At 55.7% G+C, this 24,682-nt stretch carries 25 protein-coding genes; 17 read left to right on the forward strand and 8 right to left on the reverse strand.

Features of this window, described 5'->3' with window-relative positions:
* Positions 1-17 precede the first annotated feature (17 nt).
* The 3 genes from cysG to nirB form a co-directional block, all read right to left on the reverse strand.
* On the reverse strand, positions 18-1,382 hold the full coding sequence (gene cysG, locus AWR26_RS01845; RefSeq protein WP_064563233.1) for a siroheme synthase CysG: 1,365 nt from the start codon (positions 1,380-1,382) through the stop codon (positions 18-20).
* 106 nt (positions 1,383-1,488) lie between these two features.
* Complete coding sequence (gene nirD / locus AWR26_RS01850; protein WP_007369761.1) at positions 1,489-1,815, reverse strand: nitrite reductase small subunit NirD; 327 nt, start codon at positions 1,813-1,815, stop codon at positions 1,489-1,491.
* Complete coding sequence (nirB, locus tag AWR26_RS01855; RefSeq protein ID WP_064563236.1) at positions 1,812-4,355, reverse strand: nitrite reductase large subunit NirB; 2,544 nt, start codon at positions 4,353-4,355, stop codon at positions 1,812-1,814. The genes nirD and nirB overlap by 4 nt, the downstream gene beginning before the upstream one ends.
* 239 nt (positions 4,356-4,594) lie before the next feature.
* Between nirB and AWR26_RS01860 the strand changes: the two genes are divergently transcribed.
* From AWR26_RS01860 to argD, 6 genes are all read left to right on the forward strand, one after another.
* A complete protein-coding gene (locus AWR26_RS01860) occupies positions 4,595-5,893 on the forward strand; it encodes a cytosine deaminase (protein ID WP_064563238.1) in 1,299 nt (432 codons plus the stop codon).
* Between the two features lie 155 nt (positions 5,894-6,048).
* Positions 6,049-6,621 carry a peptidylprolyl isomerase A gene (gene ppiA / locus AWR26_RS01865; RefSeq protein ID WP_064563241.1) on the forward strand — a complete coding sequence of 191 codons (573 nt, stop codon included), beginning with the start codon at positions 6,049-6,051 and terminating at the stop codon, positions 6,619-6,621.
* Positions 6,622-6,727: 106 nt separating this feature from the next.
* The gene (locus AWR26_RS01870) at positions 6,728-6,898 is read left to right on the forward strand and encodes a YhfG family protein (protein ID WP_064563244.1); all 171 of its coding nucleotides are present in this window, start codon (positions 6,728-6,730) and stop codon (positions 6,896-6,898) included.
* Positions 6,888-7,490 (forward strand): putative adenosine monophosphate-protein transferase Fic, encoded by a 603-nt coding sequence (locus AWR26_RS01875; RefSeq protein ID WP_064563246.1) that lies wholly within the window; start codon positions 6,888-6,890, stop codon positions 7,488-7,490. Before AWR26_RS01870 ends, AWR26_RS01875 begins: the two co-directional genes overlap by 11 nt.
* A 30-nt stretch (positions 7,491-7,520) precedes the next feature.
* Complete coding sequence (gene pabA, locus AWR26_RS01880; protein WP_064563248.1) at positions 7,521-8,084, forward strand: aminodeoxychorismate synthase component 2; 564 nt, start codon at positions 7,521-7,523, stop codon at positions 8,082-8,084.
* Between the two features lie 87 nt (positions 8,085-8,171).
* Entirely contained in the window at positions 8,172-9,392 is a 1,221-nt protein-coding gene (argD, locus tag AWR26_RS01885) for a bifunctional acetylornithine/succinyldiaminopimelate transaminase (protein WP_064563250.1), read from the forward strand.
* Here the strand turns inward: argD and AWR26_RS01890 are convergent.
* Together AWR26_RS01890 and crp are read right to left on the reverse strand one after the other, a co-directional pair.
* Positions 9,382-11,460: a YccS/YhfK family putative transporter gene (locus AWR26_RS01890; RefSeq protein ID WP_064563252.1), complete on the reverse strand. Its 2,079-nt coding sequence runs from the start codon at positions 11,458-11,460 to the stop codon at positions 9,382-9,384. The two genes, argD and AWR26_RS01890, sit on opposite strands and share 11 nt — an antisense overlap.
* A 47-nt stretch (positions 11,461-11,507) precedes the next feature.
* Positions 11,508-12,140: a cAMP-activated global transcriptional regulator CRP gene (gene crp / locus AWR26_RS01895; protein ID WP_000242755.1), complete on the reverse strand. Its 633-nt coding sequence runs from the start codon at positions 12,138-12,140 to the stop codon at positions 11,508-11,510.
* 312 nt (positions 12,141-12,452) lie between these two features.
* On the opposite strand from crp, the gene AWR26_RS01900 reads away from it, so the two are divergent.
* Positions 12,453-12,857 (forward strand): OsmC family protein, encoded by a 405-nt coding sequence (locus tag AWR26_RS01900; protein WP_007369771.1) that lies wholly within the window; start codon positions 12,453-12,455, stop codon positions 12,855-12,857.
* Positions 12,858-12,886: 29 nt separating this feature from the next.
* Here the strand turns inward: AWR26_RS01900 and AWR26_RS01905 are convergent, their stop codons facing one another.
* From AWR26_RS01905 to AWR26_RS01915, 3 genes are read right to left on the reverse strand one after another with little or no spacing between them, the layout of a single operon-like run.
* Positions 12,887-13,756 (reverse strand): phosphoribulokinase, encoded by an 870-nt coding sequence (locus AWR26_RS01905; RefSeq protein ID WP_064563254.1) that lies wholly within the window; start codon positions 13,754-13,756, stop codon positions 12,887-12,889.
* A 55-nt stretch (positions 13,757-13,811) separates the two neighbouring features.
* Complete coding sequence (locus AWR26_RS01910; protein ID WP_064563256.1) at positions 13,812-14,030, reverse strand: YheU family protein; 219 nt, start codon at positions 14,028-14,030, stop codon at positions 13,812-13,814.
* The gene (locus AWR26_RS01915) at positions 14,027-15,046 is read right to left on the reverse strand and encodes a hydrolase (protein ID WP_043956311.1); all 1,020 of its coding nucleotides are present in this window, start codon (positions 15,044-15,046) and stop codon (positions 14,027-14,029) included. The genes AWR26_RS01910 and AWR26_RS01915 overlap by 4 nt, the downstream gene beginning before the upstream one ends.
* Before the next feature lie 177 nt (positions 15,047-15,223).
* Between AWR26_RS01915 and AWR26_RS01920 the strand changes: the two genes are divergently transcribed.
* The 10 genes from AWR26_RS01920 (at position 15,224) to mdcH (ending at position 24,642) form a co-directional block, all read left to right on the forward strand.
* Positions 15,224-16,348, forward strand: coding sequence for a toxic anion resistance protein (locus AWR26_RS01920; RefSeq protein WP_064563258.1), 1,125 nt, complete (start codon positions 15,224-15,226; stop codon positions 16,346-16,348).
* Positions 16,349-16,363: 15 nt separating this feature from the next.
* Positions 16,364-17,347: a 5-bromo-4-chloroindolyl phosphate hydrolysis family protein gene (locus tag AWR26_RS01925; RefSeq protein WP_064563260.1), complete on the forward strand. Its 984-nt coding sequence runs from the start codon at positions 16,364-16,366 to the stop codon at positions 17,345-17,347.
* 245 nt (positions 17,348-17,592) lie between these two features.
* Positions 17,593-19,248: a malonate decarboxylase subunit alpha gene (gene mdcA / locus AWR26_RS01930; protein WP_043956313.1), complete on the forward strand. Its 1,656-nt coding sequence runs from the start codon at positions 17,593-17,595 to the stop codon at positions 19,246-19,248.
* On the forward strand, positions 19,248-20,105 hold the full coding sequence (locus AWR26_RS01935; protein WP_064563262.1) for a triphosphoribosyl-dephospho-CoA synthase: 858 nt from the start codon (positions 19,248-19,250) through the stop codon (positions 20,103-20,105). The genes mdcA and AWR26_RS01935 overlap by 1 nt, the downstream gene beginning before the upstream one ends.
* A gap of 9 nt (positions 20,106-20,114) precedes the next feature.
* Positions 20,115-20,414, forward strand: coding sequence for a malonate decarboxylase acyl carrier protein (mdcC, locus tag AWR26_RS01940; protein ID WP_035888973.1), 300 nt, complete (start codon positions 20,115-20,117; stop codon positions 20,412-20,414).
* Entirely contained in the window at positions 20,407-21,243 is an 837-nt protein-coding gene (locus AWR26_RS01945; RefSeq protein WP_064563264.1) for a biotin-independent malonate decarboxylase subunit beta, read from the forward strand. Before mdcC ends, AWR26_RS01945 begins: the two co-directional genes overlap by 8 nt.
* Positions 21,240-22,040, forward strand: a complete 801-nt coding sequence (mdcE, locus tag AWR26_RS01950; RefSeq protein ID WP_064563266.1) for a biotin-independent malonate decarboxylase subunit gamma — start codon at positions 21,240-21,242, stop codon at positions 22,038-22,040. The genes AWR26_RS01945 and mdcE overlap by 4 nt, the downstream gene beginning before the upstream one ends.
* Before the next feature lie 126 nt (positions 22,041-22,166).
* Entirely contained in the window at positions 22,167-23,126 is a 960-nt protein-coding gene (locus tag AWR26_RS01955; protein WP_064563268.1) for an AEC family transporter, read from the forward strand.
* 2 nt (positions 23,127-23,128) lie between these two features.
* The gene (locus AWR26_RS01960) at positions 23,129-23,746 is read left to right on the forward strand and encodes a malonate decarboxylase holo-ACP synthase (protein ID WP_064563270.1); all 618 of its coding nucleotides are present in this window, start codon (positions 23,129-23,131) and stop codon (positions 23,744-23,746) included.
* Complete coding sequence (mdcH, locus tag AWR26_RS01965; protein WP_064563272.1) at positions 23,746-24,642, forward strand: malonate decarboxylase subunit epsilon; 897 nt, start codon at positions 23,746-23,748, stop codon at positions 24,640-24,642. The genes AWR26_RS01960 and mdcH overlap by 1 nt, the downstream gene beginning before the upstream one ends.
* Positions 24,643-24,682: the final 40 nt, after the last annotated feature.

Raw genomic sequence — 24,682 nt, forward strand, 5'->3', positions numbered from 1 at the left:
CCATCCGGCAATTTATTTCAAAACCACTTCAGCTTATCGCGTAGCGCCACGACGCGACCCACAATAATCAGCGCCGGGCTTTCCACCTGCTGCGCCAGTTCGCCGAGTTGCGATAAATCACCACTCACCACACGCTGCTGTACCGAGGTCCCGTTTTCCACCAGCGCCACTGGCATATCGGTCTGCATACCGTGTTCAATGAGCTGTGCCTGAATGGTGGCGGCCTGATTTAAGCCCATATAAAACACCAGCGTCTGTTTTTCTGCCGCCAGGTTGGCCCAGTCCAGCTCGCTGCCAGTTTTCAGATGCCCCGTTACCAGCCGTACGCTTTGCGCATAATCGCGGTGCGTCAGGGGAATGCCTGAATAGGCCGAACAGCCGGATGCCGCGGTAATCCCCGGTACAACGGAGAAGGGAATTCCTGCATGGCACAAGGTTTCCAGCTCTTCACCGCCGCGGCCGAAAATGAACGGATCGCCGCCCTTCAGACGCACAACGCGTTTGCCCTGCTTCGCTTCGCGCAGCAGGATCTGGTTGATCTCTTCCTGCGGCACGCAGTGATAGCCTGCGCGTTTACCGACAAAGACACGATCGGCGTCGCGGCGCACCAGATTCATGATCTCATCGGAAACCAGACGATCGTAGACCACCACATCGGCCTGCTGGATCTGCTGCAAACCTTTCAACGTCAGCAATCCGGCATCGCCAGGACCTGCGCCCACCAGCACCACTTCGCCACGGTTATCCAGCGGTTCGGTCAGCAATTGTTCGGTGATTTTCTCTACCGCCGAAGTATTCTGGTTCGCCAGAGATTGCGCCAGCCGGTCGTTAACAAACAGTTTCTCCCAGAAACGGCGGCGTTCGCCGACGCTGGCGAACTGGCGCTTTACGCGACTGCGTAGCTTACCGGCAAAGTGGGCAACATGGCCGAGATGCTGCGGCAGCAGCGATTCCAGCTTCTCACGCAGCAAACGCGCCAGTACCGGCGAAGTGCCGCCGGAGGAGACGGCCACCATCAGCGGTGAGCGGTCAATAATTGACGGCATGATAAAACTCGCCTGCGTGGGAGCATCGACCACATTACAGAAGATGCGGCGCGCTTCAGCCGCAGCGCTGACCTGCTGGTTAACGGCTTCGTTATCCGTGGCGGCGATAGCCAGCCAGCAATCATCAAGCAGCGTCTCTTCGAACGCGCCTTCCGCCAGCGTCAGCATGCCTTCTGCCGCCCAGACGGTAAACTGCGGCGTAAACGCGAGTGCGTTAACGGTCAGCCGGGCGCCTGCGTCCATCAGCAGCCGGGCTTTGCGTTCGGCAACATCGCCGCCGCCAACCAGCAGGCATGCACGATCGCGTAATTGACAGAAAATGGGCAAATGATCCACGACATTACCTCGGTATTGTTGTTGTTCGACGTAGCATACCAGCAAGAGAACTGCGGAAGTTAAGGGAATCTTGAAGGCGCGGGAGCGTTGCGCTCCCGCTGGAGAGTCAGGCTTTGATCTGGACTTCGCCCTCTTTTACTCGCGCGTCGAAATGCGCGACAGAACGGCTTTCATCCTCCATACACAGGCCATCGCGCAGACGGAAACGCTGTTTTTTCAGCGGGCTTGCCACCCATAGATCGCCCTGATGCTCGGCGATAATCCCACGCGAAAGCACACTGGCTTCAAAGAAGGGATCAATATTACTGATGGCAAAAACCTGATCGTCATGGCGCGGGCGGAAAACGGCGACTTGTTTGCCGTTTACCAGCGCGCAGACGCCGGTGGCAGGCACGATGTCATCGATTTTGCAGATAGTGTTCCACTGGCTCATGCGTTTTCCTCCACTAATACGACCGGAATACGTTCATAGGGCGTTGCCGGGCGATGTTGTTCGCGTTCCGGTACCACTTGCACATTCGGGTCGCGGCGATCGCTGTTGATAAAGTGTTTGAAGCGCGTCTGGGCAGCAGGCGTGTTCACGGTTTCTGTCCATTCGCAAATTACCGCTTCACGCAGGCGGGTCATCTCTTCTTCCAGTTGCGCGTCAAAGCCCAGCTTGTCGTCGATAATCACGCTTTTCAGGTACTCAATGCCGCCTTCCATGCTCTCCAGCCAGGAAGCGGTACGGGTGAGCTTGTCGGCGGTGCGGATGTAAAACATCATAAAGCGATCGAGGTATTGCAGCAGGGTTTCACGGTCGAGATCGGCAGCCAGCAGATCCGCATGGCGCGGTTTCATACCGCCGTTACCGCAAACATACAGGTTCCAGCCCTTTTCGGTGGCGATAACGCCGACATCTTTCCCCTGCGCTTCCGCACACTCGCGGGTACAACCGGAAACGCCGAATTTCATTTTGTGTGGCGTACGGATGCCTTTGTAGCGATTCTCCAGTTCGACGCCAAAGCCAACGCTGTCGCCAACGCCGTAGCGACACCAGGTGGAGCCAACGCAGGTTTTCGCCATACGTAATGCTTTAGCGTACGCATGGCCCGTTTCGAAACCGGCGTCGATAAGTTGACGCCAGATTTCCGGTAGATCGTCTTTTTGCGCGCCGAACAGGCCGATACGCTGCGAACCGGTGATTTTGGTGTACAGGTTAAATTCACGGGCGATACGGCCCACTTCCATCAACCCTTCTGGCGTGATTTCGCCGCCTGCGGAGCGCGGGATCACCGAATACGTACCGTCTTTCTGGATATTGGCGAGGAAGTTGTCGTTGGTGTCCTGCAACGGCGTATGTTGTGGTTTCAGGATGTACTCGTTCCAGCAGGAAGCGAGCAGCGAACCAATGGTCGGTTTACATACTTCGCAGCCGTAGCCTTTACCGTATTTCGCCAGCAGCTCGTCGAAGGATTTAATCCCTTCCACGCGGATCAGGTGATACAACTCCTGGCGCGAGTAGGCAAAGTGCTCGCACAGATTGTTGGTGACTTCGATACCCTGTTTTGCCAGTTCTGCGTTCAGCACTTGCGTCACCAGCGGGATACAACCGCCGCAGCCGGTACCGGCTTTGGTTTCGGCTTTCAGCGCAGCAACGGTATGACAGCCTTTATTGATGGCGGCGATCAGCGTGCCTTTGGTCACGTCGAAGCAGGAGCAGATTTGCGCGCTGTCCGGCAGCTTATCGACACCGATTGACGGTTTGCCGCTGCTGGCATGTGCAGGCAGGATCAGCGCATCCGGATTCTCAGGCAGTTCGATGGCGTTGAGCACCAGTTGCAGCAGGTTGCCGAAATCGCTGGTGTCGCCCACCAGCACCGCGCCGAGCAGGGTTTTGTTATCCGGGCTGACGATCAGGCGCTTGTAAACCTCTTTGCTTTCGTCGAGATAAACATAGCTGCGAGAACCCGGCGTACGGCCATGCGCATCGCCGATACCGCCCACATCAACACCGAGCAACTTCAGTTTGGCGCTGAGATCCGCGCCTTCAAAGGCATTTTGCGTACCCAGAATATGATCTACAGCGACCTGCGCCATTTTATAACCCGGCGCGACCAGGCCATACACGCGGTTATTCCAGTTGGCGCATTCGCCGATGGCGTAGATGTTCGGATCGGAGGTCTGGCAGTTATCGTTGATCACGATACCGCCACGTTGCGCCACTTCCAGGCCGCACTGCGTCGCCAGCTTGTCGCGCGGTCGGATACCGGTTGAGAAGACGATAAAGTCCACTTCCAGCTCGCTGCCGTCGGCAAAGCGCATGGTTTTGCGCGCTTCGCTGCCTTCCTGCACGATCTCTTTGGTGTTTTTGCTGGTGTGAACGCGCACGCCCATGCTTTCGATTTTACGCTTCAGCTGTTCGCCGCCCATCTGATCGAGTTGCTCGGCCATCAGCATCGGGGCGAATTCGATCACATGCGTTTCGACGCCGAGATTTTTCAGCGCGCCAGCGGCTTCCAGGCCCAGCAGGCCGCCGCCGACCACCGCGCCACGACGGCTACGACGCGCGCAGGCTTCAATGGCGTTTAAATCTTCAATGGTGCGGTAGACGAAGCAGTCCTGCGTTTCCGAGCCTTTGATCGGAGGGATCCACGGATAGGAGCCGGTCGCCATGATCAGCTTGTCGTAATAGACTGTGCGCCCGGCGCTGGAGTGGATCACTTTTTCCTGCCGATTGATGGTAATGGCGCGTTCGCCTACCAGCACTTTTACACCGTGTTTTTCGTAAAAACCTTCGCGAACCAGCGACAACTCTTCGGCAGTATGATGAGAAAAATAGGATGAGAGATGGACGCGGTCGTAGGCTTTACGCGGCTCTTCACAAAAGACAGTAATATCGAACTGAGCGGCGTCGGTTTTATCGAGGAGATCCTCAATAAAACGGTGGCCGACCATGCCGTTACCGATAATAGCGAGTTTGACTTTGCTCATTTTTGCCTCGATTTCTTTTCTATTACCTCCTACCTTAACGATTCAGCCCCCCTACTTATTGATGTGCATCAAATACATCTTCGCCTACCACTTAATGAGTAGCTCATTGATTTTTCTTGGTTTTTATAAGTTGCGGATATCCATGGCTTTTATGGTTTGCGTTAAATGTGTGCAAAAAAAAGCGGGTTTTTGCTCGCGTCTCTGATACAAGATATCTGACGAAAACACGGAGGCATGCTATGTCGGCAACACCGCTTTGGTTGGTTCAGAATGTGCATTTACCCGATCGTGAAGGGCTGTGGCAAATCGCCATTGAGCAGGGGTGCTTTGGCGAAATTACGCCGATGGGCGCAACGCATAGCGATAGCCTCGAAGTGCTGAATGCTCGCGGCGGCCTGGCGCTGCCGCCGTTTATCGAACCGCATATCCACCTTGATACTACGCAAACCGCCGGTGAACCGAACTGGAACCAGTCCGGCACGCTGTTTGAGGGGATTGAACGCTGGGCGGAACGCAAGGCGTTGCTTAGCCATGAGGATGTGAAAGCACGCGCCTGGCAGACGCTGAAGTGGCAAATGGCCAATGGCGTGCAGCATGTGCGCACCCATGTTGATGTCTCCGATCCTTCCCTGACCGCACTGAAAGCGATGCTGGAAGTGAAAGCGGAGGTCGCGCCGTGGATCGATCTGCAGATTGTCGCGTTTCCACAGGAAGGCATTCTCTCTTACCCCAATGGTGCGGAGTTGCTGGAAGAGGCGTTACATCTGGGTGCCGATGTTGTCGGGGCGATCCCGCATTTTGAGTTTACCCGCGAGTACGGCGTGGAATCGCTGCATATTGCCTTCGCACTGGCGCAAAAATATGACCGTCCGCTGGATATTCACTGTGATGAGATCGATGACGAGCAGTCGCGTTTTGTCGAGACGGTGGCTGCACTGGCGCTAAAAATGGGTATCGGCCCGCGTGTGACGGCCAGTCATACCACCGCCATGCACTCTTATAATGGCGCTTATACTTCGCGGCTGTTCCGCCTGCTGAAGCTTTCCGGCATCAACTTCGTTGCCAATCCGCTGGTCAATATTCATCTGCAAGGGCGTTTTGATGATTATCCGAAACGTCGGGGCATTACGCGGGTGAAAGAGCTGCTGGCGGCGGAGATCAACGTCTGCTTTGGTCATGATGATGTGTTTGATCCCTGGTATCCGCTCGGTACGGGCAATATGCTGCAGGTGCTGCATATGGGGCTGCATGTCTGCCAGTTGATGGGCTATCAACAAATTGATCAGGGGCTGCGTTTAATCACCCATAACAGCGCCAGAACTTTCGGTCTGACGCAGTACGGTATTGTCCCCGGCAACCCGGCCAATATGATTATTTTGCCGGTGGAAAGCGGGTTTGATGCTGTGCGTTGCCAGGCACCGGTGAGATGGTCTATTCGTCAGGGGCGAGTGATTGCCAGTACGCAGCCTGCGCAAAGTTGGGTGAAGATGGATAGCGGCGGTGAAGAGGTTCAGTTTAGCCGTTATCACACCCGGTAACCTGTGGCGTCAGACCGTATCTTGCGATTGTGAGCGGTCTGATGTTACATATGTTTCCAAATACGTAAAATTAAGTAAAAGGCTGGCCTGCTGGCTGACTGCTCTTTAGAATCAAGCCACTCGCTTTCTTTACTGCACTTCGTTAAGGAAACCCTATGGTTAAATCGACTCTGGCGGCTGTTGTGGCTGTGTTTGCCCTTTCTGCTCTTTCCCCTGCTGCGATAGCTGCAAAAGGCGACCCCCATGTTCTGCTCACCACCTCCGCAGGTAATATCGAACTGGAGCTGAACAACCAGAAAGCCCCTGTGTCGGTGAAAAACTTCCTTGATTATGTTAACAACGGTTTCTACAACAACACGACGTTTCATCGTGTGATCCCGGGGTTCATGGTGCAGGGCGGTGGTTTCAACGAGCAGATGCAACAAAAACAGCCTAACCCGCCGATCAAAAACGAAGCTGACAACGGCCTGCGTAACACGCGCGGCACCATTGCAATGGCGCGTACTGCGGATAAAGACAGCGCAACCAGCCAGTTCTTCATCAACGTTGCGGATAACGCTTTCCTTGACCACGGCCAGCGTGATTTCGGCTATGCGGTATTTGGTAAAGTCGTGAAAGGGATGGATGTGGCGGATAAAATTTCTCAGGTGCCTACGCACGATGTCGGCCCGTACCAGAATGTCCCGTCAAAACCGGTTGTTATCCTTTCCGCAAAAGTGCTGCCGTAACACTCCTTTCGCACGGGTTTTTCGCCCGTGCTTAGTTTGCTTCCCTGCGTAACGTTAAATTGCTGCTTATAATTTGGGCAACTACATGTGCAAACAGGGAGGCGCTATGCCGAAAAAACTCACCGACAGGCAAAAATCCCGTCTCTGGGAGCAGCAGCGTAATGTGAACTTCCAGGCCAGCCGACGACTGGAAGGCGTGGACACTGCGCTGGTGACGCTCACCGCCGAAGAAGCCAACATTCGACTTGCAGAACTCCGGAGGCACTATGAGCGATAAATTTGGCGATGGCCGCGATCCGTACCTCTACCCAGGCCTGAATATGATGCGCAACCTGCTGGGTATTCACCAGGCGCAGCGTCTGGAGCAAGCCGCTTATGAGCTGACGGCACTACGCGCAGCGACGCTCGAACTGGGGCCGCTGGCGCGCGGGCTTCCGCATCTGTGCGCTATTCATCATCACCTTTACCAGGATGTGTTCGACTGGGCCGGGAAGTTCCGGGAAGTGGATATTTACGAGGGCGATACGCGTTTTTGCCATTTCGAATACATCGAAAAAGAGGGCAACGCACTGATGCAGCAACTGGAAGAGGAAGAGTGGCTGTGCGGCCTCTCTTCGGATGCGTTTATTGAACGGCTTGCACACTATTACTGTGAAATCAATGTGCTGCATCCCTTCCGTCTCGGCAATGGCATCGCACAGCGCATCTTTTTTGAACAGCTTGCGCTGCATGCCGGTTACATTCTGGACTGGCGCGGTATCGTGCCTGAACGCTGGAGCGCGGCGAACCAGGCCGGAGCGATGGGGGATTTAGATCCGCTATGCGCCATCTTCCGTAAAGTGGTAAGCGAAGCTGTCGAAAGCGAGTAAACTAGCGCGGTTTATTTTACCGAGGCCGCTATGATCCTGCTTATCGACAATTACGACTCCTTCACCTGGAACCTGTATCAATACTTTTGCGAACTGGGCGCAAGGGTGGAGGTGAGGCGTAACGATGAGCTGGCGCTTGAGGATATTGCCGCGCTGGCACCGCAAAAAATCGTTATCTCGCCTGGTCCCTGTACACCGGATGAGTCCGGTATTTCGCTGGAAGCCATTCGCCATTATGCAGGCAAACTTCCTCTGCTGGGCGTCTGTCTTGGTCATCAGGCGATTGCCCAGGTTTTTGGCGCGAAGATTGTCCGTGCGGCAAAAGTGATGCACGGCAAAACATCGCCCATTACCCATAACAACCGCGGCGTATTTACCGGGCTTAATAATCCGTTAACCGTCACCCGTTACCATTCTTTGGTGATTGACCCGCCTACGCTACCCGCCTGCTTTGAAGTCACTGCACGCACGGAAAGCGGGGAAATAATGGGGATTCGCCACCGGCAGTGGGATCTGGAAGGCGTACAGTTTCACCCGGAAAGCATTCTTAGCGAGCAGGGCCACCAGTTACTGGAAAACTTCCTCAAACGGTGATTTCTGGTTGCCATGCAGTGATTTTTTATGCATATTTCGTGATTATATTTTCATAATCAATGCGACAAAAAACTGGATGGGCAAGACATGGCAACTCAGCAAGACGCGGTAACGCGTGCAAACTTCGATGAAGTGATTCTGCCAATTTACGCACCGGCCGAGTTTATCCCGGTGAAGGGAAAAGGCAGTCGTGTGTGGGATCAGCAGGGTAAAGAGTATGTTGATTTTGCAGGTGGAATTGCGGTAACTGCGTTAGGTCACTGTCATCCCGCGCTGGTAGAAACGTTGAAAACGCAGGGTGAAACGCTGTGGCATATTAGCAATGTGTTCACCAACGAACCGGCTCTGCGTCTGGCGCGTAAACTGATTGACGCGACTTTTGCCGAACGCGTGGTATTTATGAACTCTGGCACGGAAGCGAACGAAACCGCCTTTAAGCTGGCGCGTTTTTATGCATCTACTCGCCATAGTCCGTATAAAACCAAAATTATTGCCTTCCACAATGCCTTCCACGGTCGTTCGCTGTTTACCGTCACGGTGGGTGGTCAGCCGAAATATTCCGATGGCTTTGGCCCGAAACCGGCCGACATCATTCATGTGCCATTCAACGATCTGCACGCGGTGAAAGCTGTCATGGATGATCATACCTGCGCGGTGGTGGTCGAGCCGATCCAGGGCGAAGGCGGTGTTACGGCAGCAACGCCGGAGTTTTTGCAGGGTCTGCGCGAACTGTGCGATCAGCACAAAGCGCTGCTGGTATTTGATGAAGTGCAATGCGGCATGGGCCGTAGCGGCGATCTGTTTGCTTATATGCACTATGGCGTAACGCCGGACATTCTGACCAGTGCGAAAGCGCTGGGGGGCGGTTTCCCGATCAGCGCGATGCTGACGACCAATGAGATCGCCAGCGTGTTCCACGCCGGTTCACATGGCTCCACCTATGGTGGCAATCCGCTGGCCTGCGCGGTTGCGGGAACGGCTTTTGACATTATCAACACGCCGGAAGTGCTCAACGGTGTGAATGCTAAACGCCAGCTTTTCGTCAAGCATTTGCAGCAGATCGGCGAAAAATATCAACTCTTTAGCGAAATTCGCGGCATGGGACTATTGGTTGGCGCTGAATTGACTGCGCCGTTTAAAGGCCGCGCGCGTGATTTTCTCTATGCTGCCGCAGAGGCGGGCGTAATGGTGCTGAACGCCGGTCCGGACGTCATGCGCTTTGCACCGTCGCTGGTTATTGACGAGCAGGATATTGATGAAGGGATGCGCCGCTTTGCCAGCGCAGTCGAGAAAGTGGTTAATGGTTAAGACGTCGGCTTAGCCAAATGCCGTGATGCGGGCGCTGACGCCATGCCACTGACGAAATGGTGTGCATGGTGTTCAGATGCCCGATAACCCGTTGTAAATGCTGTTCAAGCGTGCTCATTGGCCCGTGGGTCAGCGTTTCCGGCGCTTCCAGAATATTGACGTCACCGGACTCTCCCGGCCCGTCATACTCCAGCCGCTGCTGACAACGCTGCAGCGCAATTTCACAGGACTGCAAATAGCGCTGCGCCAGTTCCGGCGTCAGCATCGTATGCTCGCGCGCCAGCGTGGTCATCGCATTGATATGTTCGACAATAAATTGGCTGTGTGTGACCCACAACTTCATATCTTCCAGATAGCGGGTGTTAAAGCCGGGTTCCTGCATTGCCTGATTGAGCGAGTTAAAAAGTGCATTATGTGCCTGGTTGACGCGCATACGCTGCCAGGCGAGCGGTGTTGGCTGCGGGTCATCGCTGAGGATCAGGCGAATCGCCTGCTGATCTGTTTCCAGCGCGTCGTGGGCATTCTGACGCAGCAAGCCGCTTTGCCATTGCGGCCACAACCAGACCATACCGCCAAAGGCGATCAGGCAGCCAATTAAGGTATCGATTAGCCGCGCGACAATAAATTCTTCGCCATTTAAGGTCAGCAGTTGCAATGAGTACACCGCGGTAATGGTAAAACCGACCATCGCCCAGCCGTAACTTTTGCGGATAATCAGATAGCTGACCAGCGTAATCAATAACATGGCCGTCAGCGTAAAACCGAGCGGAACATGAAAGTGCAGCGTGATCCCGGCGATCACCAGCCCGGCAAGGGTTCCTGCCGCCCGGTGGACAATGCGCACGCGTGTCGCGCCATAACCATTTTGCGTGACAAACATAATCGTCATCATGATCCAGTAGGGCTTCGGCAGATGCAGGGCGCTGCCCATCAGGCTGGCAATACTGAGCATTACGCTGATGCGCGCCGCATTACGCAGCGCGGCAGATTTCAGGGATAAATAGCTTTTCAGCGCCGGGAGCAATGGCAATCGACGCTGCTTCTCCGCCATCAGATCGCGGATGTACAGAGGACGCTGCGTACGCAGTACGCGGGCGATGCGGCTAAAGTGCCAGGCGCAAAACTGGCCTACCGGATTATCCGGGTGCTGGCGGGCGATTTTTTCCAGCGCGCCGATTTGCTTCTCCATTGTGAAACGCGTCGGATAGCGATGGTAGAGAATGTCGTCCGCCAGCACGCGTAAACGGGCGGCGACGGTCTGCGCATTCCAGCGAATCACCTGCTCGGCGTGGGTTTGTTCAACCAGCTTTTGTACCTCTTCCGGCTGGTGCAGGCTGACGGAAATATGCTCTTGCAAATCCAGCGCGACCTGGAAAACGCGCAGCAGGCGTTTGTAGTCGTTATGCTGATTGGCCGCCAGCATATGCAGCTGTTGGTAGCACTGGCTAATCATATCCACCACTTTTTGCTGGCGTGCAAGCAGCGGCGGCAGGGCTTTTTCCGGATCGGCATGCTGCGTCAGCAGGCTGTATTTGGCTTCGCAATAATCAGCCAGTTGCCGGTAGAGCAAACTTAACGATTCGCGCAGTGGTTGTTCTCGCCACATCCAGAACCAGAACCAGTTAAACAGCCCGTACCATAGCGTGCCCAGCGTGTAGATCAGCAGTGGCTCCCACACCGGCATATTCCCGGCGAGGCTGAGCGTGAAGATGGCGGCAATCAGCGAGGCGGGCAATAAACGCCCGTGCAATGCGCTGATCTCGGCCGTGACGCCCAGTAGCAGAGTCAGCATGGTAAAGATCAGCGGCAGCGGAAGATCTTCCGCCAGCAACAATTGCACCGCCAGGCTGCTACCTGCAAACAGACAGCCGCCAATCATCAGGCGCTTAAAGAAGCGCTTATGCGGCGTGTCGAGACCGGCAATGTTGCAGCAAGCGGGAACGAGTGAGAAAAGCAGACCCTGTTGCAGATGGCCGACGAGCAGGCCAATCGCCACAGGCAGACATAACACCAGCGTTTGTCGCAGTGCGTAGTTGATTTCGGGGTGATAAATCAGCCTGCGCCACATGAGGAGAGAAAACGGCGCGCCGGGTAAACGATGCGCCGTTTTACGGATTAACGTGTTCCGTATACCACGATGGTTTTGCCGTGGGCGGAGATCAGGTTTTGATCTTCCAGCATTTTCAGGATGCGGCCGACAGTCTCACGGGAGCAACCAACGATTTGGCCAATCTCCTGGCGAGTGATTTTAATCTGCATGCCGTCCGGGTGAGTCATTGCGTCCGGCTGTTTTGCCAGATTAAGCAATGTCTGCGCGATACGGCCCGTTACGTCCAGGAACGCCAGGTTGCCGACTTTCTCCGAGGTCACCTGAAGGCGACGCGCCATCTGCGCGGAGAGACGCATCAGAATATCCGGGTTCACCTGGATAAGCTGACGGAATTTTTTGTAGGAAATTTCGGCGACTTCACAAGCGGTCTTGGCGCGTACCCAGGCACTGCGCTCCTGACCTTCTTCGAACAAGCCCAGTTCACCGATAAAATCACCCTGATTAAGGTAAGAGAGAATCATCTCTTTACCTTCCTCATCCTTGATTAGCACTGCCACTGAGCCTTTAACGATGTAATACAGCGTTTCCGCCTTTTCACCCTGGTGAATCAGCGTGCTCTTCGACGGGTACTTATGAATGTGGCAATGAGACAAGAACCATTCGAGAGTCGGGTCTGTTTGCGGTTTGCCAAGCACCATGCGCGGTTATCCTCTGTTATAAGCTGGCTCCGAAAGCGGGGATATAGGTTTCAGCCTGCTTGCGGGGTTGCAATCAAAGCTTCTCATGTCCTGAGAAGTGGGCCGTCAGCGTTATCTGCGGCCTCTAATCTACGATGTCATGCATACATGCGTAACATCCATTTATCTTTGTAGCATCCAGATTGTTTTAGCATAGGTTTTCACGCCTGTCTCCTGGTGTCTCGCTTCAGCATGACGCAGGTCGCCTTCCGTTGCGAGTTTTGTTATGTACGCGTAATCTGTGGAGAAAATTACTACTCCGGAGTGTATAAAATGCAGGCACGTGTGAAATGGGTTGAAGGGTTGACCTTCCTGGGTGAGTCCGCATCTGGCCACCAAATTCTGATGGACGGTAATTCCGGGGATAAAGCGCCAAGCCCGATGGAGATGGTGCTGATGGCGGCGGGCGGTTGCAGTGCAATCGACGTCGTTTCCATCCTGCAGAAAGGGCGCCACGACGTGACCGACTGCGAAGTGAAGCTGACTTCCGAGCGCCGTGAAGAGGCACCGCGTCTGTTTACGCACATCAATCTGCACTTTATCGTCACCGGTAAGGCGCTGAAAGACGCGGCGGTTTCCCGCGCGGTGGATCTGTCGGCGGAAAAATATTGCTCCGTAGCGCTGATGCTGGAGAAGGCCGTGAAGATCACTCACTCCTACGAGGTTATCGAAGCCTGATGCCCTGGCCCGGCGCCAGGCTTGCCGGGCTACTTAATCTTTTTCCCTTCCATCAGCCGTTGCACCAGCGGCGTCATAATCAATTCCATCGCCAGCCCCATCTTGCCGCCCGGTACCACCAGCGTATCCATATGGGAAATAAACGAACCCTGCAGCATCGCCAACAGCCACGGGTAATCAATGCCCTGCAAATTCTGGAAGTGAATGACTACAAAGCTTTCATCCAGCGACGGAATGCCTTTTGCGGCAAATGGGTTAGAAGTATCGACCGTCGGCACGCGCTGGAAGTTGATGTGCGTGCGGGAAAACTGCGGGGTGATAAAGTTGATGTAATCTTCCATCGAGCGAACCACCGAATCCATCACCGCTTCACGGGAGTGCCCACGTTCGCTGGTGTCGCGAATCAGTTTCTGGATCCACTCCAGGTTGACGATCGGCACCACGCCAACCAGTAAATCAACGTGCCGCGCCACGTCATTTTGCGGTGTCACTACGCCGCCGTGCAGCCCTTCGTAAAACAGCACGTCGGTGGGTTCCGGCAGCGGTTGCCAGGGCGTAAACGTGCCCGGAACCTGATTCCACGGCACCGCTTCATCGTAGGTATGCAGATATTTACGCGTTTGCCCGGTTCCGCTCTGGCCATATTCGCTAAAGGTCTGTTCGAGCAGGCCAAAGTCATTGGCATCCGGGCCAAAGTAACTGATATGCCGCCCAAGATCGCGGGCTTTGCGGATCGCCATATCCATTTCCGGACGGGTAAAGCGATGGAAGCTGTCACCTTCCACTTCTGCGGCATGCATGTTGAGCTGGGCGAAGATTTTACGGAAGGCGACGCTGGTCGTGGTGGTTCCCGCGCCGCTGGAGCCAGTAACGGCGATGACCGGATGTTTGGCGGACATAGCAACTCCCTGAATAAAACTGTGTTTGCAGTATAGTCAGCCGCCATCTACCCGGTTAATTGTGGAACTGCCCACGCGGCATAATATTTACCGTCTCGTGCAGTTCCGACCACACCAGTACAGCTTCACCGCGTTGCAGTTGACGTTTAACGTCAGCGACCTTTTGTTCTAGCGAACGTTCATGTTCACCATAATCGGTGCCTTCGCGCAAGACAAAGCTCTCAATCAGATTGTTCAGCGTGTCGGCGTCAATCTCTTGCCAGGGAATAATCATGATGTTCTCAGCCAGGTGGAAAGCCAATCCGGAATGCGCTTTTCCAGCCACATTTCTGGTCGGCGCAGCGTACCGCCGACAAACCCGACATGACCGCCGTGTTCTGTCAGTTGGTACTCAATATTCGGCGGTAAATACCCGGCGTCCGGAATAACGTTATGATCCATAAATGGATCGTCTTTGGCGTGAATGATCAGCGTCGGTTTGCGGATCAACGGCAACTGCGGCATGGCGCTACAGCGGCGATAGTAATCCAGCGCATCAGCAAAGCCGTGAATTTTGGCGGTGATCAGATCGTCAAACTCGCGAATACGCCGCACTTTCCGCAGTGCTGGCAGCGTTGTCGGCAGCGAGCCAGGATAGGCTCTTAATTTGCGTGCGGCGTTCGCTTTCAGCAAATTTAGCAGGTAACGCTGATAAAAGCGGGAAAACCCTTTTTCCATATGATAGCTGCACGCTTCCAGCATCAATGGCGCAGAGACGATCACGGCTGCATCAACGGGAAGAGAATCATCGGCTTTGGCCAGCAGACAGCCGAGCATATTGCCGCCCAGCGAATAACCTACCGCTGCGGTCGGTGCCGGGCCGAAGGTTTCTGGCAGCCAGCGTAAAAACCAGGTGCCATCTTCGGTTTCACCGGAGTGGTAGATGCGGTTCAGGCGGTTGGGAATGCCGCTACACCCGCGAAAATGCATCACCACGCCCAGCCAGCCGCGCTCTTTTGCCGCATGGATCAGACCATGCGCATACGGGCTATGCAGGCTACCTTCCAGCCCGTGAAACACGACCAGACGCGGTTTGTGTTTTGCCTGCCCGGGCTCTTCGCTCCAGGCGAGATCGACGAAGTCGCCGTCCGGCAGCTCCAGGCGCTGCCACCAGGGATCAAACTGTAAGCGGCGGCGTAGAATGCGAGGCAGCATCGTTTGTAGATGCGGATTCCGCGCACCCGGCATCGGATGAAAGTTGTGCGAATCTTCCTGATTTTCAAGAAGATTTGCAGGTGTAATATCTGCCATCGTGTTAAATCATCTCAAGAAACTGACGCTTATTATACTTGCGAATATTTAAGCTGTTTAATACTTTGCTGCTGTTGTACCGTATTACGCTCTACGGACAGCCTTATAACGATTTAATAAATCAGCAATTTTATTCCATTACTGCTGTCCGCTTTTCACTCATTGAGGACTCATTGGATGACGGAAAATACCTCGCTTGACCTTGCGGCACCACAGCAACTCAATCAGGCAATTAACGACTTACCCGGCAGTGAAAATTTAACCCCAGCCGAGCAAACGCAAATCCAGAATATTGTTGAAGAAATTAATATTAACGATCCGGTGTTCTCGCTGGCCTTTGGCGCCAAAACCATGAACAGCATCTCGCAGTTTTCCGAATCGCTGATGCAGGAAGTCCGGGCGAAAGACGCTGGCGTGATTGGCGCGCAATTGACCGATCTACTGATGAAAATCAAGCAGGTGGATATCAGCGCCTTCGAGCAAAAACCGGGTTTCCTCGCTTCACTGCCGTTGTTGGGATCGCTGTTTAACCGCATCGAGCGCACCATGCTGGAGTACCAGACGCTGGCGAAGCAGGTCGATACCATCACCGAAAAGCTGAATGAAGCGATGGTAGATCTGCTGCGTAATATTTCCGTTCTGGAGATCCTCTTTGATCGTAACCGCGACGTTTTTCAGCAAATTACGCTGCATATTATTGCCGGCAAGCAAAAGCTGGAGCAGATCAAACAGAACGAACTACCCGCTTTGCAGGCGCAGGCGACAAGCGATCCGATGAACGCGCAGCGCCTTCGGGATCTGCTGGAGAGCATCCAGCGCTTTGAGCGTCGTCTGCATGATTTGATGCTGTCGCGCACCATTGCAATGCAGTCCGCGCCGCAAATCCGCCTGATGCAAAGTAACAGCCAGTCCCTGGCGGAAAAGATCCAGAGCAGCATTCTTTCTACTATTCCTGTCTGGAAGAGCCAGATTGCGCTGTCAATGTCATTACAGACTCAGCGTCAGGCGGCAAAGCTGCAAAAAGATGTTGCCGATACGACCAACGACTTACTGCGCCGCAATGCGGAAATGCTGCAAACCGGAACGCTGGAAACGGCGCGTGAAGTGGAGCGTTCGGTAGTGGATATCGAAACCCTGCGTGAGGTGCAGACGCGGTTGCTTAGCACCATTGAAGACTCGGTGAAGATCGCTACCGATGCGCGCCAGCGCAGAGCCGAGGTGGAAAAAGAGTTGGTCACGATGGAAAACGATCTGCGCAGCCGCCTGGCGTCTATTGCCAACGGCGCGGTGCGTCAGCAGTAAGGCGGGAGAAAGAGGATGTTCGATAAAGCAGGAATGCGGCTGGACGCTATTTATAGCAAGCGTTTGAATCGGGTCTCTCTCCAGCTATTTATGTTTTTCATTGGAGGGATGTATTCCGCCTATTTTGCTCCGTACGCCACGCAGGCTAATACAAGGCTGGGTAGTGAAGCGGGCGGGATAGAAACGAGCTTCGCTGTGGTGGACTGGTTTTGTTTTATTTTGCTCTGCCGCACGTTGTTCTTCGATCGTACCGCGCTGGGTGTCGGGATGCTGGCGGGCTTTTGCTGGCTTTTTGTGGGCGATGCGATAGCGCTGCCATTTTGGGCAGGAACAATGGCGCTGTTGGTGCACATCTACAGAAGCTGGTGGAGCAAACTGGGTAAAATCCACCTCTGGTATCTGTTTTTATGGTTCTCGGCCGCGTTGAGTTATGGCTCGATCTATGAATACACCGCGCATCCTGTTTACCTGACGCTGTTTGCCTTGATATTTGCCGGATGCCTCCTGTACGAGCAGGCGCTGAAAGTTAACGCCCGCCGGCAACAGGCCCGGTTGGCAATGTTTGCCGAAGCGGAAAGAGAGAAAGAAAAGCTTGCTGATTCGGATAAAGCGCTGGCGCAGCGGATATCTCGTCTGGAACGTATTAGCGATCTGCCAGGACCGCTGCTGGTTGAGCTTGCTCAAATCATTCATTCGGCGCAGCAGATTGTGGTGTGCATGAAGACTGACGAGCGGGATGAAGTGCCCGGACGGCGGTTTTTGGATCGCTACTTGCCAGGCGTTGAAATGATCGTGACGCAGGGGCAGTCCCTTTCAAAGCAGTTGATAGACGATGAGTTGCGCCAAAAGACAACACAAGATCAACTGGATATGTTGATCCGCTTAAGAAGTGCTTTTCATCAGCAGCATCAGGCGCTGCTGGAAAACGACACGGACGATTTTGACTCAGAGCTCAGAACGCTGGATAAACTTCTTAAAACAGACGGCTATGTGAAATAAAAGCGCCTGTACCCGCAATAGCGCGGGTGCAGGCCTTTTTCTTCTGCCGTCACCCACTCTCATCCCTCGCTCCATAATACTTTTCGTACCCGGCGAAACTGATCCACATCACAAATTGTTTCGTTGATTATTACTTTCAGACTAATGATTTTATCGCCTCCTTAATTGATGCTTCTCTTAGCAACGCGCACACTGAGTTCAGTGTTAAGCAAGTCAAAATGATGAGCTGAATCAGGAGGTTAACAATGTTATCTGGGCAAACGCCAGCACAGGTATGGAACACACGGCGCAGCGAGAAACAGCGTCGCCTGGCGTCCATTCCCGTGCAGGGCAAGGTACTGCCGACCGGCGACCTTGTCGCCATGCTGGAAAAACTGATCGCCCCCGGCGACCGTGTCGTTCTCGAAGGGAACAACCAAAAGCAGGCGGATTTTCTCTCCCGCTCGCTCGCTGAAGTTAATCCGCAGAAAGTGCACGACCTGCATATGATTATGCCGAGCGTCGGCCGTAGCGAACATCTTGATATCTTCGAAAAAGGCATCGCTCGCAAGCTCGATTTCTCTTTCTCCGGTACGCAGAGCCTGCGTATTTCGCAGCTACTGGAAGATGGCCTGCTGGAAATCGGCGCCATCCACACTTACATCGAACTTTACTCCCGCCTGTACGTTGACCTGTGTCCGAACGTGGCGCTGATCGCCGGTTACAAAGCCGACCGTAAAGGTAACCTCTACACCGGCCCAAGCACCGAAGATACGCCAGCGCTGGTGGAAGCGGCCGCATTCCGCGATGGCATTGTTATTGCCCAGGTCAACGAACTGGTGGATGACGAATGCGATCTGCCGCGCGTCGATATCCCTGGCTCGTGGATCGATTACGTGGTGGTGGCGGACAAACCATTCTTTATCGAACCGTTGTTTACCCGCGATCCGCGTCTGATCAAGCAAGAACACATCCTGATGGCGATGATGGCGATCAAAGGCATCTACGCAGAACATCAGGTGCAGTCGCTGAACCACGGTATCGGTTTCAATACGGCGGCGATTGAACTCCTGCTGCCAACCTACGGCGAACAGCTCGGTCTGAAAGGCAAAATCTGTAAACACTGGACGCTGAACCCGCATCCGACGCTGATCCCGGCGATTGAGAGCGGCTGGGTGGAAAGCGTGCACTGCTTCGGCGGCGAACTGGGGATGGAAGAGTATATTCGCGCGCGTCCGGACGTCTTCTTCACCGGTTCTGACGGCTCAATGCGTTCCAACCGTGCGTTCTGCCAGTTAGCGGGCCAGTACGCGGTGGATATGTTTATCGGCTCCACGTTACAGGTTGATGGGCTGGCGAACTCCTCCACGGTTACCCGCGGTCGTCTTTCCGGCTTCGGCGGCGCGCCAAATATGGGGCATGACCCGCACGGTCGTCGCCATGCAACACCTGCCTGGCTGAACATGATCACCGAACCGGATCCGATGCAACGCGGTAAAAAACTGGTCGTGCAGATGGTCGAAACCTTCCAGGCCGGGGCGAAACCGACTTTTGTGGAAAAACTCGACGCTGTTGAAGTGGCGAAAACCTCCGGCATGCCGCTGGCACCCGTCATGATCTATGGCGATGACGTGACTCACGTACTGACCGAAGAGGGGATCGCTTACCTCTATCGTGCAGAAAGCATCGAAGAGCGCCGAGCGATGGTAGCGGCGGTGGCCGGTATCACCGATATCGGTCTGGGTGTTGACGCCAAACGCGTGGCGCAACTTCGTCAGAGCGGCAAAGTAGTTTACCCGGAAGATATGGGCATTCGTCGTACTGACGCTACCCGTTCGTTGCTGGCAGCCAGCAGCGTGGCGGACCTGGTGGAATGGTCCGGCGGTCTTTACAACCCACCTGCGAAATTCCGGAGCTGGTAATGAAACTTCTGCCACGGATTGAAGCTGAAGGCGGTGCCGATTGGCTGGCGCGAGCCGCCACACAGAGTCTGATTGACGAAGCACGATTAAGCCCCAAGCCCGGTCTGGTGGACAGTCGGGGGAAGGGTGCGCACCACGATTTAACGCTTGAACTGATGGAGCGTTCCGCGCACAGCCTGACCCCCACGTTTCAGGCGCTGGCGCAACAGAGCTGGTTACGGCCGGTGGATGTGGCGCTCAGACAAACCATCGGGCGATTGGGCCGTGAAGGCGAGCAGCAGATGATGGCAGCAACCGGCGGTGTGAATACACACCGTGGGGCTATTTGGGCGCTGGGGTTGCTGGTTAGCGCTGTCGCCATGCTCGGCGGCAGCGGTTCGGCTGAGGCGATCACCGCCACCGCCGCAAAGCTGGCGCAACTGCCGGACGAGGCCGCGCCGAAAGTGTTCAGTAAAGGCCTGCGCGCCACCCACCGTTATCGGGTGCCCGGCGCGCGCGAAGAAGCGCAGCAGGCGTTTCCACACATCATGAAGCTGGCGCTGCCGCAGTTGCAGCAAAGCCGCCAGCGCGGCGGCAACGAAACTGCCGCACGGCTGGATGCGTTGATGGCGATCATGACCTCGCTCAGCGACACCTGTGTTTTATCGCGCGCCGGTCTGGAAGGGCTGGAGACGATGCGCACAGGCGCACGGCATGTGTTGCAGGCAGGCGGTGTTGCCCATCCGCACGGCTGGCAAGCGCTGGCTGACCTCGACAGGCAAATGCTGGCGCTGAACGCTTCACCCGGCGGCGCGGCGGATTTACTGGCCGCCACACTGTTTCTCGATCGCCTGACCACGCCTTATTTAGCGAATTAAGAGGAAGTTATGGAACATATCACGATCACTGTGCCTGCCGGCCGCGTATTGCGCGGTAAAGCACTGGCAGGCGTTGTAGGCTCCGGGGATATGGAGGTGTTATTCACCGCCGACCAGGGGCAGACACTGACAATCGATATCACCACCTCCGTGGACAACAGCCGTGGACGTTGGGAAGCGCTGTTCACCCGTCTGGGGCTGGTCAGCACGCTGCCCGCTGGCCAGCTTGTGATTCACGATTTCGGCGCGACGCCCGGTGTGGCGCGCATCCGTATCGAACAGGTATTCGAAGAGGTGAGCTATGCGTGACGATCGCAGTTTTATCGAACTCAAAGCGCGTCAGCGCGCGCAGGCGCTGCTGGATGAAGGCAGCTACCGCGAATTGTTGGATCCGTTTGAGGGCATTATCTCCCCGTGGTTAGGGCCGCAGGGCATTGTTCCGCAGGCAGATGACGGCATGGTAGTCGCCAAAGGCACCATCAATGGTCAACCGGCTGTTGTCGTGGCGATTGAAGGCGCGTTCCAGGGCGGCAGTATGGGCGAAGTCTCCGGCGCGAAAATGGCGGCGGCACTGGAACTGGCGGCAGAAGATAACCGCAAAGGGATCCCGACACAGGCGGTTCTGTGCCTTGAAACCGGCGGCGTTCGCCTGCAGGAAGCCAACCTCGGCCTGGCGGCGATTGCCGATATTCATGCGGCGATCGTTGACCTGCGTCGTTATACCCCGGTTGTCGGTATTGTTGCCGGTACGGTGGGCTGCTTCGGTGGGATGTCTATCGCCGCCGCGCTGTGTAGCTATCTGATTGTGACTCGCGAAGCGCGTCTCGGTCTGAACGGCCCGCAGGTGATTGAGCAGGAAGCGGGGATTGAAGAGTACGACTCCCGCGACCGTCCGTTTATCTGGAGCATGACCGGCGGTGAAGTGCGTTATCGCAGCGGGCTGGTGGATGCGCTGGTCGGCGACGGCGTGAACGCGGTGAAAAACGCGATGAATGACGCCCTTGCTAAAGGTGTTCCGGCGAAACACCGCACCGATAACTACGACGATTATCTGCAACGTCTGACCCGGTTCGACACCCGTAAACAAGCGGATGCCGAACAGATCAACGCGTTATTTGCCGGGGAGGGTAAAGCATGAACACGACAGTCAGCCGTGGTGCCTTATGGCTGGAAAAACTGGCACCGAATGCGCAACGTCTGAGCGGGCTGTGCCCGTCCGTACAGGCCGCTGATGGTCAGGTGAACGGTGAAGCGGTGCGTTTTATCGCCGTGGTGCCGGACGCCAACAACCACTACCCGCGTGCCGCGAAAGGCGAAGTCGGTTTGCTGGAGGGTTGGACGCTGGCGAAAGTGGTCAGCGAAACGGTCGCTGCCGATGCGAACAGCAGCATGAAACGCCCGATCATTGCGGTGATTGACGTGCCAAGCCAGGCTTACGGCCGTCGCGAAGAGGCATTTGGTATTCACCAGGCGCTGGCTGGCGCGGCTGCGGCGTATGCCAATGCGCGTCTGGCGGGCCACCCGGTGATTGGTATGATCGTCGGTAAAGCGATGTCCGGGGCGTTTCTGGCTCACGGCTACCAGGCCAACCGCCTGATCGCATTTAACGATTCCGGTGTGCTGATCCACGCAATGGGTAAAGACTCGGCGGCACGCATTACGCTGCGTACCGTGGAAGCGCTGGAAAAACTGGCGGCGACCATTCCGCCGATGGCCTACGACATTAGCAACTATGCCACGCTGGGGCTGCTGTCGGATCTGCTGAACATCAGCAATCCGGATGCGCCTTCAGAAAGCGATTTGGCGCAGGTGAAGAACACTCTGCAACAGGCAATCAAAGACGCTCGTCAGGACACCACGTTGAAAAACCGTCTGGGTGCTGACAACCGCCGCAGCTCCGCTCTTGTGCGCGAACGCATGAAAGCAAGCTGGTAAGTAAAAAAGAAACCTGCCAGATAGCAAACCCGTGGGCGCGTGCGCCGCGCCCACGCGGCATTCTGCATCTGAAAATAATAACCATCGCGCTATTTCTCTTTTTTCTTAAAGGCTTATAGGTGATCTATGACTTATGTAATTGTTCATGCCCTCGCACCCATTTTTGTCATCATGCTGTTGGGTTTCTGGGCAGGGAAGGCCAAAATGGTCGACAACAAGAACGTTTCCCTGCTGAATATCTTCGTAATGGATTTTGCCTTGCCCGCCGCGCTGTTTAGCGCGACCGTACAAACGCCGTGGGCCGGTATCATCGCCCAGTCGCCGCTGATTGTGGTGCTGGTTCTCGCGATGTGGATCACCTACGCGGCTATCTACTTCCTGGCGGTCTCTGTCTTCAAAAAATCGCCGCAGGATGCTGCGGTATTAACCCTGACAGTGGCGCTGCCAAACTACGCTGCGCTGGGGCTGCCGATCCTCGGTAGCGTACTGGGCGAAGGGTCTGCAACGTCTCTTTCCGTCGCGGTTTCCATTGCCTGCGGTTCGGTACTGATGACGCCGTTCTGCCTGCTGATCCTCGAACGTGAAAAAGCGCGTGCGGAAGGCGGCAACACAGGTTCTACGCTGGCAATGCTGCCGGTGCTGATGTGGCGTTCGGTGAAAAAACCGATTGTCTGGGGACCGCTGCTGGGGGTTGTGCTTTCAGCGTTTGGTCTCAAAATGCCGGAACTGCTGCTGGCTTCCATCAAACCGCTTGGCCTGTCTGCGACCGCTGCGGCGCTGTTCCTGACCGGGGTGATCCTCTCGGCGCGTAAACTTGCTATCAACACGATGGTTATCTCCGCCACGATCACCAAACTGCTGATCCAGCCTGCTATCGCCTGGGGGATTGTGCTGGTGCTGGGCCTGCATGGCTCTGTCGCTATCACCGCGATCCTGATGATTGCGTTGGCGGCTGGTTTCTTCGGCGTGGTATTTGGTAACCGCTTTGGCGTGCAGTCGCCGGATGCGGAAGCGGTACTGCTGTTAAGCTCTGTACTGTGTATCCTGTCGCTGCCGCTGTTTATCTCGCTGACTTCAGGAATGTAATCATGACCACAACATTACGCCCGCACGATCTTCTCTGGCTTGGCGCACGCGATGCGCTGGAAGGGGTAACTGAACCCTGGGTCGATGAAGTGTGGCATGCCGGTTTACCGGTAGTGGTGCGGCGTGATGTTGTTCAGGACGGGCGAATCCCCGTTGGCGTGCGCGGTTTGCGACGCGATCAGCGCGCTGCGGGGTGGGTGAGGCCAGAGCGCATTACCCGCATCGTCTCACCAGAGCAGCTTGTCGCACCGTTGGAACTGCTTCGTTCCCCCTTTATTTCTCAGCCGCCGGTGCAACTGGCTGCGCAACTGGCGCAGCAGAACTGGCCGTGGATATGGGGCGTGACCGGCAGCACCGGCTACGCGCTGGCGACGGGGATTCCGGTTATCCATGCGACCAGCGATCTTGACCTGCTGATCCGCGCTCCGCAGCCGCTTTCCCCCGATGATCTTTTACGCTGGCAACAGCAACTGAGCGGTGGATTGTGCCGGGCGGATACCCAGATTGAGACGCCGAATAGCGGTTTTGCGCTGGCGGAGTGGTTACGCGATGGGCGGGCAATGCTGAAAACCAATCATGGGCCGCGGCTGGTCAGCGATCCGTGGTACAGGGAGGCGTAATGAAAATTCTGTTTACCTTTCCGGGGCAGGGGACGCAGCGTCCCGGTATGTTGCACGGGCTGCCTGGCACTGAACTGGCGCAAGCGCGTGAAATATTAGGCGCGGAAGTGGATTCACTCGATACGCCGCAGGCATTAGAACATACGCGTGCCGTACAACTGGCGCTGCTGATTTCCGGTGTCGCCTGGGCGCGGGAGCTACAGCGCCGGGGCATGACAGTGGATATTACCTGTGGATTATCGATTGGCGCATTTCCCGCTGCCGTCGTGGCCGGAGCGCTTGATTTCCGCGATGCCTTGCAGCTTGTCGCGCTGCGCGGCGACTTGATGGAACAGGCCTGGCCGCATGGGTACGGCCTGACGGCAATTATGGGGCTGACGCTGCCTGTCGTGGAAATGCTGCTCGAAGGGAGCGGAGCGTATATCGCCAACCTGAACGCGGAAACGCAGATTGTCATCGCCGGTAGTGATGAGGCGATGGCGCTGGTCGCGCAGCGTGCGCTGGCCAAAGGCGCAAACAAAGCGCAGCGTCTGGCGGTCAGCGTGCCTTCGCATTGTGAACTGCTGGCTGCGCCCGCGGAAAAACTGGCGCAGGCCTTTACCCACGTCACGCTGAACCGGCCGCAATGCGCTTATTTAAGCGGCAGTACTGGTCGTGTGCTGTGGCAGCCGGAAAAAATTGCTGACGATCTGGCGCGTAATATGGCGCGCACCGTGCGCTGGCAGGAGGCGATGGTTGCCGCGAATGAACGCGACGCAAGGCTGGCGATTGAGATGCCGCCGGGCGGTATTCTGACCTGTCTGACGCGCCAGGCGGCGTGGAACGGCGAATGCATTTCGCTGGAAAGAAGTGGTGCGGATGTCGCGCTGCATCTGGCTAAGCGGCTGCGTGGATAAGTTCGCTTGCCCGATGGCGCTCCGCGTATCGGGCTTGCAG

Origin of the sequence: Kosakonia oryzae (assembly GCF_001658025.2) — a bacterium.
GTDB lineage: Bacteria > Pseudomonadota > Gammaproteobacteria > Enterobacterales > Enterobacteriaceae > Kosakonia > Kosakonia oryzae.